We start from the raw sequence: 12,622 nt of genomic DNA, 5'->3' as shown, positions 1-12,622 counted from the left end.
CCCTGCTGCTCACTCACTCCCGTCATGACTCCCTGCTGCCTCGATTGAAGCGTTGAGCCGCGAGCAAAAGGTCCGCCAGGCAGCCTGCATGGGTCTCAGCCTGGGAAGGCCATGCAGCGCGCTATGCACCATGCCTTCGGCGATATCCAGAGAAACATGCACTGAAGTGCCCGACCATCGCTCCACGGCATCTGCCGCCATTGCCGTCAGCGGGTCGTGCTCTGCCGCCAGCACATGAACGTAGCGCGACGGCGGAAGGCTCACATCATGACAGGGAATATCGGCCGCGACCGACCGCCACAACGCCATGACATCGTCGCGTGTCAGCAGCGGTGCGTCCGGCCCCAGTGTCGTCATGTGCGGCGTACCGACGACCGGATAGATCAGCCCCAGCGGTGGTACGCCAACGCCTTCCCGAGTTAGCGTGGCTGCTGAATCCATTACCAGCCTGCCCCCGGCGCTATCCCCTACCGCGGCGACAGGATCACAGGTTCGCCACACGCCAAGCACATCCGCCAGTGCTTCGCGGTAATTCGCTTCAGGCAGCAGCCGATAGTCCACGCTGACCACTTCGCGGCCCAGCGCCAGCACCAGGGCTTCGGCGACGCCGCGATGGCTACGACTGGACCCGAGCGACCAGCCTCCACCATGGGCATACACCACCACGCCATCGCCTCGACCCACGCCATCACGCGCCCACAGCCTGGTGACCGGCACACCGGTGATCTCGGTGACGTCGCAAGCGATTGCCGAGCTTCTCACCTGAAAACTTTCGCACAGGCGCTCATAGCCAAGCCGGGAGTCGGCGACTGTCATCCCGTCAAGCTGATTGAGCCCCTTTTGATAACAGTTGATGAACTCTTCGATTTCCATGCGGCTTTCCGGGCACCTTTCCACGTAATGAAGCGTGAGATCATGGTAGCGATTTCTGCAACTTTCAGTCATTTGCATCTGCAATCGTCCCCATTGCAAAGACTCGTGCGTCGCCCCTTGGCAGCGAGCCCCGCTGGCCTAGACTTAAGGCTCCACCCCATAACCGGACTTCTAGATGACACTTCAACGCCGTGCCACGACAACAATCACCGCCGGACTGCTCACCCTCTTTGCCATGACATCTCACGCTGACGACAACATCGTGGTCGGTGGCAAGAACTTCACCGAACAGCAGATCATCTCGAGCATGACCGCCCAGTACCTTGACCATCTCGGCTACGACGTGGACAAGCGCGCCGGCATGGGCTCGGCGGTACTGCGTCAGGCCCAGGAAAACGGCCAGGTAGACCTCTACTGGGAGTACACCGGCACTTCCCTGATCGTCTTTAATGGGGTCGAGGAAAAGCTCGATTCCCAGGAAACCTATGACCGCGTCAAGGCGCTGGATGCCGAGAAGGGACTTGCCTGGCTCGAACCTTCCGGCGTCAACAACACCTACGCGATCGCCATGCGAGAGGCCGACGCCGAGGCCATGGAGATCACCAGCATTTCGGACATGGCAGAAGCGGTCAACGCCGGCGAGGACCTGCTGTTTGCCTCCAATGCAGAATTCTACGCCCGACCTGACGGACTGCGGCCGATGCAGGACATCTACGGCTTTCAGTTCGAGCGTTCCGACATCAAGCGCATGGATACCGGCTTGACCTACACGGCGCTGAGAGACGATCAGGTGGACATCGCTATGGTCACCACCACCGATGGACGCGTATCGGCCTTCGATCTACGTATCCTCGAGGACGACAAGGGCTTCTTCCCGCCCTACGCCATGACCCCCGTGGTGCGCCAGGAGACGTTGGACACCCACCCCGAGCTGGAAGCCCAGCTCAATGCTCTCGTTGCCAAGCTCGATGACGAGGTGATGACCCGCCTCAACGAACAGGTGGACGTGAACCGCGACGTCGTCGAGACGGTCGCCGAGCAGTTTCTCGTCGACCAGGGACTGATCGACTGACCATACGCCAACATCCCCAAGATCCCTTCCCCACCAACCGGTCACAAACGGCCTGGCAGGCGGTTTGTGGCCGCTATTTCGTCTGCATCCTGAGGGCGCCATTGTCCGGGAATTCCGAATAGTGTGTTTGGCGGCCGCCGGTGTTTCACGACTCCATAGCACGCTAAGGTGTTGCCATTGATGAACACCTAACGGGAGATCCCATGAAAGCTATCGGTTACCACGCCCCCGGCCCCATCGACCGCGACGACGCCCTGGTCGATCTGACCCTCGACACTCCGCAGGCCAGCGGCTTTGACCTGCTGGTCAAGGTCGAGGCGATTTCGGTCAACCCGGTGGACGTCAAGATTCGCCAGGCCCGCGCACCCGAAGAAGGTCAGCCTGCGGTGATCGGCTGGGACGCGGTCGGCGAGGTGGTCGCCGTCGGTGACCAGGCCTCACGCTTCGCCGTGGGCGACCAGGTCTGGTACGCCGGCGATATCTCCCGCCCGGGCACCAACAGCGAGTACCATCTGGTCGACGAGCGCATCGTCGGGCATGCGCCTCGCTCCATCCCCACCGCCCAGGCAGCGGCGCTGCCGCTCACCACCCTGACCGCCTTCGAGATGCTGTTCGATCGCCTGCGGGTGCTTGATCCGGTCCCCGGTGCCGCCCGTGCGGTGCTGGTGATCGGCGGTGCCGGCGGCGTGGGTTCCATCACCATCCAGCTGTTGCGCGCCTTGACCGACCTGCAGATCATCGCCACCGCCTCACGCCCGGAGACCCAGGCCTGGGTGAAGGAACTCGGCGCCCACCATGTGATCGACCACAGCCAGCCGCTGCCCGACCAGGTCGAGGCACTGGGCCTGGGTGCGCCAGCCTTCGTGTTCTCGACCAACTATTCGGAGCACTATGCCCCCCAGGTGGCCGAGTTGATCGCCCCCCAGGGCCGCTTCGGGCTGATCGATGACCCAGAGACGCTGAACATCACCCCGTTCAAGCCCAAGGCGGTGTCGATCCACTGGGAGCTGATGTTTACCCGCGCGCTCTTCACCACCGACGATATCGCCCGACAGGGCGAGATCCTCGACAAGGTGGCGGGGCTGATCGACACGGGGCGGGTTCGCTCCACCGCCACCGACAGCTACGGCACCATCAACGCCGACAACCTCAAGCGCGCCCATGCGCTGATCGAGAGCGGCAAGGCCAAGGGCAAGATCGTGCTCGAAGGTTTTTAAGGCGCAGACGAAAAGACGCCCGCCCCGCTCCGCTCCGCAGTGCCGAACGGGGCGGGCGTCTTGCGCAGCGAAGACGGTCCGATCGAATCGATACCACGATCAGCGTCAGTCGAGCTCCAGAACCTCGGACTCGAACCTCGGTCTCAATCCTCAGAGCCGAATCAGGCCCTGACCTCGGCCCCGAATCTCAGCCCCCGACCTGGGCTTTGCACCTTCCACTCTGCCGTCAGGACAGGCGTTCGCGGAAGTCCTGATAGCCGAACTCGCGGATCACCCTGAGCTCACCGGTCTCGGAGTTCCACACCGCAATGGCCGGCAGGCGCGTGCCATTGAAGGTGGTGGTCTTGACCATGGTGTAGTGGGACATGTCCTTGAAGATCAGCTTCTGACCGATCTCAAGCGGCTCGGGGAAGCTGTAGTCGCCGATCACGTCCCCGGCCAGACAGGTCAGCCCGCCCAGTCGGTAGGTGTGCGGGTACTCGCCTGGCTCCCCCGCCCCCAGCAGACCGGGACGATAGGGCATCTCCAGCACGTCCGGCATATGGCAGGTGGCCGAGGTGTCGAGGATCGCCTGGTTCAGCGCATTGAAGCTCGTGTCCAGCACCGTGGTCACCAGCACCCCGGAACCGATGGCAACCGCCTCGCCGGGCTCCAGGTAGACCTGCACCTGGTGACGCTCGGCGAAGTCACGCACGCAGCGGATCAGGTCGTCACGCTGGTAGTCGGGACGGGTGATATGGTGGCCACCGCCGAAGTTGACCCACTGCATGCGCCCGAGCAGATGGCCGAAGCGCTCTTCCACCGCCGCCAGGGTACGCTCGAGCGGCGGGAAGTCATGCTCGCACAGGGTATGGAAGTGCAGACCGCTGATGCCGTCGAGGCTCTGCTCGTCGAGCTCGGACAACGGGATACCGAGCCGCGACCCCGGTGCGCAGGGATCGTAGATCGGCACATCGCCCTCGGAGTGCTCCGGATTGATGCGCAGCCCGAAGCGCAGCCCCGGACGACGCGCCAGCGCCTCGCGCACCAGCGGCTGGGCCCTACGCCACTGGGCCGAGCTGTTGAACACCACATGGTCGGCGATCTTGAGGATCTCGGCCAGATCGGCGTCGCTGTAGGCGGCGCCGAAGACGTGGACCTCGCCACCATAGTGCTCACGCCCGAGCTGCGCCTCGTGCAGGCCGCTGGCGCAGGTGCCGCTCAAGTAGCGCGACACCATCGGCGCGAAGTGCCACATGCTGAAGGCCTTGAGCGCCGACAGCACCTTGGCACCGCTGGCCTCGGCGACCTCGGCGAGGATCGCCAGGTTGCGCTCCACCGCCACCTCGTCGACGACGTAGCAGGGTGACGGCAGCGCTTCGGCGTCCAGCCGCGTGATATCCGTGAACTGAAGGATCTCCACGCCTTAGAGGTCCTCGCCCTTCTGCACGTCCAGACGGAACGACGGATCCAGCTCGATGACCTTCCACGGCAGACCGTACTCGTTCATGTCGGCCATGAACGGATCGGGATCGCACTGCTCCATGTTCCACACGCCCGGACGCTTCCAGTGACCCTCGAGGATCATCTTGGCGCCGATCATCGCCGGCACGCCGGTGGTATAGGAGATCGCCTGGGACTTCACCTCGGCGTAGCAGTCCTGATGGTCGCAGATGTTGTACAGGTACATGACCTTTTCCTGGCCATCCTTCTTGCCGCGCACCACGGTGCCGATGCAGGTCTTGCCCTTGGTGCGCGGGCCCAGGGTGGAGGGGTCGGGCAGCAGGCTGGCCAGGAACTGGATCGGCACGATCTGCTGGCCGTTGTACTCCACCGGCTCGATGCCGGTCATACCGACATTCTTCAACACCTCCAGGTGCTTGAGGTAGCTGTCGCCGAAGCTCATCCAGAACTGGGCGCGCTTGAGGCTCGGGAAGTGCTTGGACAGCGACTCCAGCTCCTCGTGGTAGAGGCGGTAGATGTTGTAGTCACCGACCTCTTCGGGGCAGCTGAAACGGGCCATCTTGGACATCGGCGGCGTGGTGACGAACTCGCCATCTTCATAGTGGCGGCAGTCCGCGCTGACCTCCCGGATGTTGATCTCCGGGTTGAAGTTGGTGGCGAAGGGGTAGCCATGATCGCCGCCGTTGACGTCGATGATGTCCAGCTCCTCGATCTCGTCGAAGTAGTGCTTGGCGAGATAGGCGGTGAACATGTTGGTGGCGCCCGGATCGAAGCCGCTGCCGAGCAGCGCGGTCAGGCCGGCCTGCTTGAAGCGATCCTGGTAGGCCCACTGCCACTTGTACTCGAACTTGGCGGTATCCAGCGGCTCGTAGTTGGCGGTGTCGAGGTAGTGCACGCCGGCGGCCAGGCAGGCATCCATGATGCTCAGGTCCTGGTAGGGCAGCGCCACGTTGATGACCAGCTCCGGCTTCTCGGCTTCGAGCAGGGCAGTCAGCTCGGCGACGTTGTCGGCGTCGACCTGGGCTGTGCGAATCGGGCGCGGCAACTGCTCGGCGATGGCCTTGCACTTGGATTCGGTGCGACTGGCCAACAGGATATCGGTAAACACCGATTCAAGCTGCGCACACTTGTGAGCGACGACACTGCCCACACCGCCGGCACCGATGATGATCACTTTTGACATAACAATACGCTCCCGCCTGAGTACAACGACCCGTCAAGATGGATAGGCCCGGTCGAGGTGAGCCGAATCGCGACCCACGAGGCTCGTCCACCCGACGAGCCCCCTACCCTACTACCGGACGGCGCATGCTAACCAGATTTGCCGTTTCACGCCACGGCTTTTCGCCCCTTAGCTGTGCGTCGCCGAGGTGGATGTCAAGGCGTGCCACCGACCTGGCGACAGTGTAGTCAATCACCACCAGATGACAGCTTGATGTGACGCTGTCGAGCGCCTGGTGCGAGCCCATGTACGAGCCGCCCTCACCTCGCGCCAGCTCACTCCACCTCACGCCAGCCCACTCCAGCTCACTCCACCTCACGCCAGCTCATTCCAGCTCACTCCAGCTCGCGCCAGCCCACTCCACTTCAGGCCTCCTGACGTCACTTGCCCCAGCCTCCACCCGACGCTACAAAGCGCGCACGCCACCCATCAATCCACAAAAAAAAAGACTACGTAGTCACTAAATTAAACTAAAGTATATTTAATTAATATTCAGCAACTTACTTCACATACATGGATCATGGAATTTTCTATTGTTGAATACGTATGTCGTTTGGATTTACAAGTGTGCACTCCGCAGCGCCACCACCTCGAGCGCCGCCGATTGCCCCTCGCTGCCGGCCAGGGGCTCACAACGACAACAGGAGAGCTCCATGCGCCACTTTCACCCCCTCCCCTTCAGCCTGACCGCCCTGACCGCCGCTGTCGGTCTTGGCCTGTCCGCGACCGCCCTTGCCCAGCAGGAACGCACCATCGACGTCAGCCTGCCGCTGGGACCCGAGTCACAGCAGGGCATCGGTATCCTCAAGTTCGGTGAGGAACTTGAGCGCCTGTCGGATGGCCGTCTGACCATCGAACCTCACTACGACAACGCCCTGGGCGCCGAGCGTGAGGTCATCGAGGGCATGGGGCTTGGCATCATCGACGCCGGCATCGCCTCCACCGGCCCCATGGGCGGTTTTGTCGACGAGTTCCTGCTGTTCGACCTGCCCTACATCTTCGAGGACCACGAGCACGCCTACGGCTTCCTCGACAGCGAACACGGCGAACAGCTCGCTCAACTCGCCGAAGAGCAGATGAACGTCAAGTTCCTGGCCTGGATGGAAAACGGCTTCCGCCACAACACCAACTCGGTACGCCCGCTCGAGCACCCGAGCGATCTCGACGGCATCAATCACCGCACCCAGGAAAGCCGCGTTCAGGTGGACACCTGGGAAGCGCTGGGCGCCAACGCCACGCCGATGGCCTGGACCGAGGTCTACACCGCGCTGCAGCAGGGGGTCATGGACAGCCAGGAAAACCCGCTGGCCACCATCTACGACGTCAACTTCTACGAGGTCCAGGACTACCTGAACATCACCCAGCACGTCTATTCGCCGGCGCCGCTGATGATGAGCCTGAACCTGTTCAACTCGTTCAGCAAAGAAGATCAGCAGATCATCCTCGAAGCCGCGCAGATCGCACTGCCGGTGCAGCGTGAGGCCAGCCAGGAGCTGGAGCAGCGCTACAAAGGCGAACTGGCGGAACTCGGCATGACCGTGACCGAGCCGGACCTGGGCCCCTTCCGTGAGGCCGTCCGTCCGGTGATCGACAAGTGGGCACCGACCGTGGGCGAGGACCTGGTCGACGCCGCGATCAACTTCGACCACTAAGCAACAAGGCGCCCGCCGAGCCCATGGCAAGGCGGGCGCCGTCTCTTCCTGCGAGGCATCCCATGCAATCCTTCCTGCAATTCGTCAACGCCGGGATCGGGCACTTCAACCGCTTGATCGGCTGGGGCCTGGCGCTGCTGCTGCTGGTCATGACCGTACTGATCTTCTGGCAAGTCTTCGCCCGATTCGTGGTCGGCAGTCCCTTGTTCTTCTCCGACGAGATCGCGCGCTTTTCGATGCTCTGGCTGACCTTTATCGGTGCCGGCTACGCCTACCGCAAGGGCACCCTGATTTCGGTCGACATCGTGCTGGAGTATTGCGGCGAACGCGTGGGCAGCCTGATGCGCATCCTGGTTGTGCTGTGCTCGGCGGTGTTCGCCTTCGTCATGATCAAGTACGGCTTCGAGCTGGTCGGCCGGGTCTCCAGCCAGACCGCCCCCAGCACCCGAATTTCGATGATGTGGCCTTACCTCGCCATCCCGGCAGGCGGCATCGTGATCATGGTCAATAGCCTCGGCCTGCTGATCGACGAAGCCCTGGGCCAACCGGTCCACCACCATCAGGAGGTGAACTGACCATGGCACTGTTACTGTTCGTCCTGCTGATTTCACTGTTCATTCTTGGCGTCCCCATCGCCTTCTCGCTGGGCTTGGCCTCGGCCATCACCGTCTGGCACGGAGACCTGATGCCGATGCTGATCGTCGCCCAGCAGATGCTGGCCTCGGTCAATTCCTTTCCGTTGATGGCGATCCCGTTCTTCATCCTGGCGGGCTACCTGATGCAGGGTGGCGGCATCTCCAAGCGCCTGGTCGACTTTTCCAACACCCTGGTGGGCAGCATGACCGGCGGCCTGGCCATGGTGGCCATCGTCACGTCGCTGTTCTTCGCGGCGATCTCCGGCTCCGGCGCCGCCACCACCGCCGCGATCGGCGCCATCCTGATTCCCGCCATGCTGTCCAAGGGCTATCCCGGTGGCTACGCCGCCGCCAACCAGGCCGCCTCCGGCGCCCTCGGCGTGATCATCCCGCCCAGCATCCCGCTGATTCTCTACGGCATCGCCGCCAACGTTTCGGTGGGCGACATGTTCATCGCCGGTATTCTGCCGGGCATCCTGGTGACCCTGACCCTGCTGGTGTTTGCCTACTTCTTTGCCCGTGCCAATGGGCTTGGCGGCGGAGAAAAAAGCTCGCTCGGCGACGTCTTTCGCGCCGGTAAAAAGGCGATTCTGGCCATCCTGATGCCGGTGATCATCCTCGGTGGCATCTATGGGGGTGTCTTTACGCCCACCGAAGCCGCCGTCATCGCGGTCGCCTACTCCTTCGTCATCGGCACGCTGATCTACCGCGAGATCAAGTTCGCAAGCCTGGTCGGCATCCTCAAGCAATCCGCCGTGACCACCGCGGTGGTGCTCAGCATCATCGGCGCCGCCGGGCTCTATGGGCGCATCCTGCAAAGCCTGCGGGTCCCCGACATGATCTCGGACTTCGTGATCTCGGCCATCGACAGCCCGCTTCTGTTCATCCTGCTGGCGAACCTGTTGCTGCTTCTCGCCGGCATGTTCATCGAAGCCGCCGCCGCCATCCTGATCTTCGTGCCGATCCTGCTGCCGATCGCGGTGAGCTACGGCTTCGACCCGATCCACTTCGGCATCATCATGGTGGTCAACCTGGCCATGGGCATGTTCACCCCGCCGGTCGGGCTCAACCTCTTCGTCGCCTCCCAGATCACCAACATCGGCATCGCTCGTCTGACCTGGGCGGTCATGCCCTTTGTCGCGATCGTGCTCGCCAACCTTCTGATCATCAGCCTGCTGCCGGTGTTGTCCACCTGGCTGCCGTCGCTGTGACCCCACACAAGGAGAACACCATGAACGTCGTTGAAAGCCTCACCCCGCGCCAGGGACTGCGCGTGCTGGTCACCGCCGGCGCCTCCGGCATCGGCCTGGCCATCGCCGAGGCCTTCGTCCAGGCCGGCGCCAGGGTCCACGTCTGCGACATCGACAGCGAGGCCCTGGCCGCCCTGCCAGACGGCATCACCCATACCCGTTGCGACGTCAGCCGCGAGGACGAGGTCGCCCGCCTGTTCGATGACGCCCGCGCACTCGGCGGTCTCGATGTGGTGGTCAACAACGCCGGGATCGCCGGCCCCACCGCGGGCATCGACGAGATCGATCACGCAAGCTGGACCCAGACCATCGACATCAACCTGAACGGCCAGTACCGCGTCGCCCACCGCGCCGCGCCGCTGCTGCGCGAAAGCCAGGGACTGCTGGTCAACCTGGCCTCGGTAGCCGGACGGCTTGGCTTCGCCTACCGCACGCCCTACGCCGCGAGCAAGTGGGCGGTGGTCGGCCTGACCAAGAGCCTGGCCTGCGAGCTCGGCCCGGACGGCGTGCGGGTCAATGCCATCCTCCCGGGCATCGTGCGCGGGCCTCGCATCGAGAAGGTGATCGAGGACCGCGCCGCCAAGCGCGGCATCAGCTACGCCGAGATGGAAACGGAGAACCTGTCGAAGATCTCCATGCGGCGCATGGTCGAGCCCACCGATATCGCCGCCATGGCGCTGTTCCTGGCGGCGCCGGGGGGCACCAACATCAGCGGCCAGGCACTCAGCGTCTGCGCCAACGTCGAATCCCTGTGACCACGGAAGCCTCCTTATGACCAGACCCGTAGGTATTCTCGGCGCCGGCCTGATCGGCCGCGCCTGGGCCATCGTGTTCGCCCGAGCCGGCATCGACGTGCGCCTGCATGACGCCGCAGACGAGGCGCTCGAGCGGGCCCGCGACGCCATCGCCACCTCCCTCGACGACCTCCACCAGGCAGGGCTGATCGAGGACCCGGAGCGGGCGATGTCGCGTATCCGCTACGACAGCGACCTGGCATCGGCCATGGCCGGGGTCGGCTACGTGCAGGAGTGCGGGCCGGAAGATGTCGAGACCAAGCGGCGCATCTACAGTGACCTTGAAGCCGTGGTGGCCAAGGACACCGTGCTGGCCAGCTCGACTTCCGGTATCGCCGCTTCGCGCTTCACCGATCACCTCCATCATCCTGACCGTTGCCTGGTGGCCCATCCGGTCAATCCGCCCTACCTGATCCCGCTGGTAGAAGTGGTGCCGGCGCCGGCCACCGGGCAAGCCGCGGTGGCGTCCACCATGGCGCTGATGGAACAGGCCCGGCAGACACCGATCCTGGTCAACAAGGAAGTCCCTGGCTTCGTGCTCAATCGCCTGCAAGGCGCCTTGCTCAACGAGGCGCTGAGACTGTTCGCAGACGGGGTGTGCTCCGCCGAGGATCTGGACAAGACGGTCAAGCACGGGCTGGGCCTGCGCTGGTCGTTCATGGGGCCCTTCGAGACCATCGACCTCAATGCGCCCGATGGCGTGGTCGACTATGGCAACCGCTATGGGCCGCTGTATCGCGACGTCGACCGCGAGCGCGGTGACGACGATCCCTGGAAAACCACGACCCTGGCGGCACTCGACCAGCAGCGCCGTCAACAACTGCCGGCCCAGCGCCTGGGCGAGCGACAGGCCTGGCGCGACCGACGCCTGATGGCGCTGATCGCCCACCAGCAGACGCTGACAAACGATTGACCCGGGCCAACGACGGACCCAGACCAGCCACTGTCCCACCTTACCCGCCTATCCATCATTCAAGGACCCGACCCATGGCAAAGCAACGCAAGGTCATCATCACCTGCGCGGTCACCGGCGCGATCCACACCCCGTCCATGTCGCCGCACCTGCCGGTCACCCCGGAAGAGATCGCCGAGGCAGGCATCGCCGCCGCCGAGGCCGGCGCCTCGATTCTGCACCTGCATGCGCGTGATCCCGACAACGGCAAGCCGACCCAGGACCCGGCCATGTTCGAGCGCTTCCTGCCCCGCATCAAGGACGCCTGCGACGCGGTCATCAACCTCACCACCGGTGGCAGTCCGCACATGACGGTGGAGGAGCGCATGCGCCCGGCCATGGAGTTCAAGCCCGAGCTTGCCTCCATGAACATGGGCTCGATCAACTTCGGGCTGTTCCCGATGCTCGACCGCTACGCGTCGCTTGAGCACCAGTGGGAGCGTGAGCACCTGGAGAACAGTCGCGACCTGGTGTTCAAGAACACCTTCGCCGACATCGAGAAGGCGATGACCCTGGGCGCCGAGAACGGTACCCGTTTCGAGTGCGAGTGCTACGACATCGGACACCTCTATTCCCTGCGCAACCTGCTCGACCGCGGCGTCATCGGCGGCCGCGTGTTCGTCCAGAGCGTGTTCGGCATCCTCGGTGGCATCGGTCCTCACCCGGAGGACGTGATCCACATGCGGCGCACCGCGGACCGGCTGTTCGGCGACGCCTACGAGTGGTCGGTGCTGGGCGCCGGCAGCAGCCAGATGCGCATCGCCGCCCAGGCCGCCGCCATGGGGGGACACGTGAGGGTCGGGCTCGAGGATTCGCTGTGGCTGGGCCCGGGCAAGCTGGCCGAGACCAACGCAAGCCAGGTCGCCAAGGTGCGCGAGATCCTCGAGGGTCTGTCGTTTGAGGTGGCGACCCCGGACGAAGCGCGTCAGATGCTGGGACTCAAGGGCGCCGACCAGGTCGGCTTCTAGGGAGACGGACGATGACCCTGTATCGACTCGGGGGCGAGGCCCCCGATATCGCCGCCAGCGCACTGGTGTTCGACGAGGCCACGCTGATCGGCGACGTACGCCTGGGTGAGCGCGTCAGCGTGTGGCCCGGGGCCGTGCTTCGTGGCGACAATGCGCCTATCGTGGTGGGAGACGACAGCAACCTGCAGGACGGCTGTGTGGTTCACTCGGACCCCGGCTATCCGGTTACCATGGGACGCCAGGTCACGGTGGGTCACCTGGCCATACTGCACGGCTGCCGCATCGGCGATGACGTGCTGGTGGGAATGAATGCCACGGTACTCAACGGTGCCGACATCGGTGATCGATGTATCATCGGCGCCGGCGCGCTCGTCACCTCGGGCAAGCGCTTTCCCCCTGGCTCGTTGATCATCGGCAGTCCAGCCAAGGTGGTCAGAGAACTGACCGAGGACGAGATACAGTCGGTGCGCGACAATGCCCGCGTCTACACCGACAAGATCGCCGCCTATGCGTCTCTGGAGCCTGTCGAGCCGGCGTGATCGCC

At 63.9% G+C, this 12,622-nt stretch carries 12 protein-coding genes; 9 read left to right on the top strand and 3 right to left on the bottom strand.

Annotation, left to right across the window (positions count from 1 at the left end):
• Positions 1-9 precede the first annotated feature (9 nt).
• Entirely contained in the window at positions 10-873 is an 864-nt protein-coding gene (locus C9F12_RS06540) for an alpha/beta hydrolase fold domain-containing protein (RefSeq protein ID WP_162816402.1), read from the bottom strand.
• A gap of 175 nt (positions 874-1,048) precedes the next feature.
• Here C9F12_RS06540 and C9F12_RS06535 point away from each other — a divergent pair, with 175 nt between their 5' ends.
• On the top strand, positions 1,049-1,945 hold the full coding sequence (locus tag C9F12_RS06535; protein ID WP_108448360.1) for a glycine betaine ABC transporter substrate-binding protein: 897 nt from the start codon (positions 1,049-1,051) through the stop codon (positions 1,943-1,945).
• A 203-nt stretch (positions 1,946-2,148) separates the two neighbouring features.
• A complete protein-coding gene (locus C9F12_RS06530; protein ID WP_108448359.1) occupies positions 2,149-3,162 on the top strand; it encodes a zinc-binding alcohol dehydrogenase family protein in 1,014 nt (337 codons plus the stop codon).
• Between the two features lie 226 nt (positions 3,163-3,388).
• Here C9F12_RS06530 and nspC read toward each other — a convergent pair whose 3' ends face one another.
• Both nspC and C9F12_RS06520 read right to left on the bottom strand, forming a co-directional pair.
• Positions 3,389-4,564 (bottom strand): carboxynorspermidine decarboxylase, encoded by a 1,176-nt coding sequence (gene nspC, locus C9F12_RS06525; RefSeq protein WP_239452538.1) that lies wholly within the window; start codon positions 4,562-4,564, stop codon positions 3,389-3,391.
• 3 nt (positions 4,565-4,567) lie between these two features.
• Positions 4,568-5,788, bottom strand: a complete 1,221-nt coding sequence (locus C9F12_RS06520) for a saccharopine dehydrogenase family protein (RefSeq protein WP_045992530.1) — start codon at positions 5,786-5,788, stop codon at positions 4,568-4,570.
• A 692-nt stretch (positions 5,789-6,480) separates the two neighbouring features.
• On the opposite strand from C9F12_RS06520, the gene C9F12_RS06510 reads away from it, so the two are divergent.
• The 7 genes from C9F12_RS06510 (at position 6,481) to C9F12_RS06480 (ending at position 12,617) form a co-directional block, all read left to right on the top strand.
• The gene (locus C9F12_RS06510) at positions 6,481-7,479 is read left to right on the top strand and encodes a TRAP transporter substrate-binding protein (RefSeq protein ID WP_108448358.1); all 999 of its coding nucleotides are present in this window, start codon (positions 6,481-6,483) and stop codon (positions 7,477-7,479) included.
• A 62-nt stretch (positions 7,480-7,541) separates the two neighbouring features.
• A complete protein-coding gene (locus C9F12_RS06505) occupies positions 7,542-8,054 on the top strand; it encodes a TRAP transporter small permease (RefSeq protein WP_108448357.1) in 513 nt (170 codons plus the stop codon).
• A gap of 2 nt (positions 8,055-8,056) precedes the next feature.
• Positions 8,057-9,325: a TRAP transporter large permease gene (locus C9F12_RS06500; RefSeq protein ID WP_045992526.1), complete on the top strand. Its 1,269-nt coding sequence runs from the start codon at positions 8,057-8,059 to the stop codon at positions 9,323-9,325.
• A 20-nt stretch (positions 9,326-9,345) separates the two neighbouring features.
• On the top strand, positions 9,346-10,119 hold the full coding sequence (locus tag C9F12_RS06495; RefSeq protein WP_108448356.1) for an SDR family oxidoreductase: 774 nt from the start codon (positions 9,346-9,348) through the stop codon (positions 10,117-10,119).
• A 16-nt stretch (positions 10,120-10,135) separates the two neighbouring features.
• Positions 10,136-11,071, top strand: coding sequence for a 3-hydroxyacyl-CoA dehydrogenase (locus C9F12_RS06490; protein WP_045992524.1), 936 nt, complete (start codon positions 10,136-10,138; stop codon positions 11,069-11,071).
• Positions 11,072-11,145: 74 nt separating this feature from the next.
• Entirely contained in the window at positions 11,146-12,078 is a 933-nt protein-coding gene (locus tag C9F12_RS06485; protein ID WP_045992523.1) for a 3-keto-5-aminohexanoate cleavage protein, read from the top strand.
• A gap of 11 nt (positions 12,079-12,089) precedes the next feature.
• Positions 12,090-12,617, top strand: coding sequence for a gamma carbonic anhydrase family protein (locus C9F12_RS06480; protein ID WP_045992522.1), 528 nt, complete (start codon positions 12,090-12,092; stop codon positions 12,615-12,617).
• The last annotated feature ends 5 nt before the right edge of the window (positions 12,618-12,622 follow it).

Origin of the sequence: Halomonas sp. BN3-1, from assembly GCF_003056325.1 — a bacterium.
GTDB classification, from domain to species: domain Bacteria; phylum Pseudomonadota; class Gammaproteobacteria; order Pseudomonadales; family Halomonadaceae; genus Halomonas; species Halomonas litopenaei.
The sequence above is the reverse complement of the archived record's forward strand: the minus strand, read 5'-3'. Positions and strand labels throughout refer to the sequence as shown.

Bases quoted from the DNA above. Each gene is read 5' to 3' on its own strand.
- C9F12_RS06495 (WP_108448356.1), top strand. From the start codon at position 9,346: ATGAACGTCGTTGAAAGCCTCACCCCGCGCCAGGGACTGCGCGTGCTG.
- C9F12_RS06490 (WP_045992524.1), top strand. From the start codon at position 10,136: ATGACCAGACCCGTAGGTATTCTCGGCGCCGGCCTGATCGGCCGCGCC.
- C9F12_RS06480 (WP_045992522.1), top strand. From the start codon at position 12,090: ATGACCCTGTATCGACTCGGGGGCGAGGCCCCCGATATCGCCGCCAGC.
- C9F12_RS06505 (WP_108448357.1), top strand. From the start codon at position 7,542: ATGCAATCCTTCCTGCAATTCGTCAACGCCGGGATCGGGCACTTCAAC.
- C9F12_RS06540 (WP_162816402.1), bottom strand. From the start codon at position 873: ATGGAAATCGAAGAGTTCATCAACTGTTATCAAAAGGGGCTCAATCAG.
- C9F12_RS06530 (WP_108448359.1), top strand. From the start codon at position 2,149: ATGAAAGCTATCGGTTACCACGCCCCCGGCCCCATCGACCGCGACGAC.
- C9F12_RS06535 (WP_108448360.1), top strand. From the start codon at position 1,049: ATGACACTTCAACGCCGTGCCACGACAACAATCACCGCCGGACTGCTC.
- C9F12_RS06520 (WP_045992530.1), bottom strand. From the start codon at position 5,788: ATGTCAAAAGTGATCATCATCGGTGCCGGCGGTGTGGGCAGTGTCGTC.
- C9F12_RS06500 (WP_045992526.1), top strand. From the start codon at position 8,057: ATGGCACTGTTACTGTTCGTCCTGCTGATTTCACTGTTCATTCTTGGC.
- C9F12_RS06485 (WP_045992523.1), top strand. From the start codon at position 11,146: ATGGCAAAGCAACGCAAGGTCATCATCACCTGCGCGGTCACCGGCGCG.
- C9F12_RS06510 (WP_108448358.1), top strand. From the start codon at position 6,481: ATGCGCCACTTTCACCCCCTCCCCTTCAGCCTGACCGCCCTGACCGCC.